Genomic DNA, 1,302 nt, shown 5'->3' with positions numbered 1-1,302 from the left:
AAGCCCCCGCGCGCAGGCGATCTACCAAACTCCTGATCCGAACTCCAGACAGGACCTAGGTCCAGCGACTCGAAGCGCTCGCAGAGCATCCTTGCGACGTGGGCCTCCTCGGCAGCCACCGTGCCGAAGGACCAACCGTCGTCAAGGACTGTAGCGACCGCCTGCCGCACCGCCTCCGGATTGTGCCCGGCGAGTCCAACGCTGTAGTCGCCCAGGTAGTCGAGGTACTCATAACCGTCGACATCGGTCAGCCAGCATCCGGCGGCCGAGGCAACTGCGAACGGGAAGGGATCGAAGTCCAGCACCGAGCGCGTGGTGCCCGACGGCAGGAAGGAACGGGCGTCCTTGTGCAGACGCTCGCTGACCGGACGCTTGGCGGCGTACCGCTGGTAGGCGCTCTCAAGCACGTGGGAAATCATGGCACTCTCCATTGTCGGCCGTGCGGGCCGGTGGTTCAGGGACGGGGGCAGGGGTGGCGGGCAGCGACCTGGTGAGCCAGATCCCGCAGGCGAGGACGCCGCCGGCGAGTACTGGAGCTAGCCAGAGGTACGGACTGTCGGTCTCCGCGGTGCCACCCAGCACCAGCGACGAGGCGGCTGCTGCGGTGATGATGACAGCGCGGATGATCGCGTTGACCCGGCCGAGCAGGTCCTTAGCGATGGAGGTATAGCGGTACTCGTTGGTGGTGACGTTCATTCCGCCCTCGCCCATAGACAGCAGGGTGAATCCGGCGATGACGGCGGGTGCGGAGCCGAACAGCATGAATGCGCCGCCGAGCCCGCATACACAGAACCAGATGCCGATTCGGGTCTCCAACCCTCTGCCACGCGCCACCCGCGGGGTGATCCAGGCACCTGCCGCAGCACCGAGCGCCCCGACGCCGAGGGCGACGCCCGCGGCCTGTGGACCCCAGCCCCAGTGGGTCTGAGCGAGGACGATGAGCACGGTGGGCACAGCCCCTGCCCCGAGGTTGAACACGGCGAGCGCGGCGGTGAGCCTGCGCACCTTGCGCAGCTGCCAGAACGAGCTGAAGCCGTTGCGCAGCATCTGCCGGAACAAGCTCGGCCCCTGGTCGGGGGCAGACCGCACCGGCAGCGTCAAAGCGGCCGTCGCGGTCGCCAGGAAGGTGGCGGCGTCTATCCACAGCGCCGCCCTGGGGCCGAGAGTATCGATCACCACACCGACCATGGCGGGACCGATGAAGCGCACGCCGGAGATAGTGGTGGTGTACCAGCTGTAGGCCTTGGTCAGAGGGCGGTATGTGACGTAGTGCCGCGTTTGTTGTCGCTGGAACGTGTGGCA

2 protein-coding genes are annotated in these 1,302 nt (G+C 67.2%); both read right to left on the bottom strand.

The annotated features are described in order from the left end of the window. Nucleotides 1-419, bottom strand: a 419-nt coding sequence (locus tag ACFSL4_RS36685; RefSeq protein ID WP_381092433.1) for an aminotransferase class III-fold pyridoxal phosphate-dependent enzyme, incomplete at its 3' end; no start/stop codon positions are given. Then, nucleotides 400-1,302: MFS transporter (locus ACFSL4_RS36680; RefSeq protein ID WP_381092431.1), on the bottom strand; the 903-nt coding region annotated here is incomplete at its 5' end. The genes ACFSL4_RS36680 and ACFSL4_RS36685, both read right to left, overlap by 20 nt.

It is taken from the genome of Streptomyces caeni (assembly GCF_042678285.1).
Lineage (GTDB): Bacteria > Actinomycetota > Actinomycetes > Streptomycetales > Streptomycetaceae > Streptomyces > Streptomyces caeni.
Note: the sequence above shows the minus strand (reverse complement) of the source record. Positions and strands in the feature narration are given on the sequence as shown.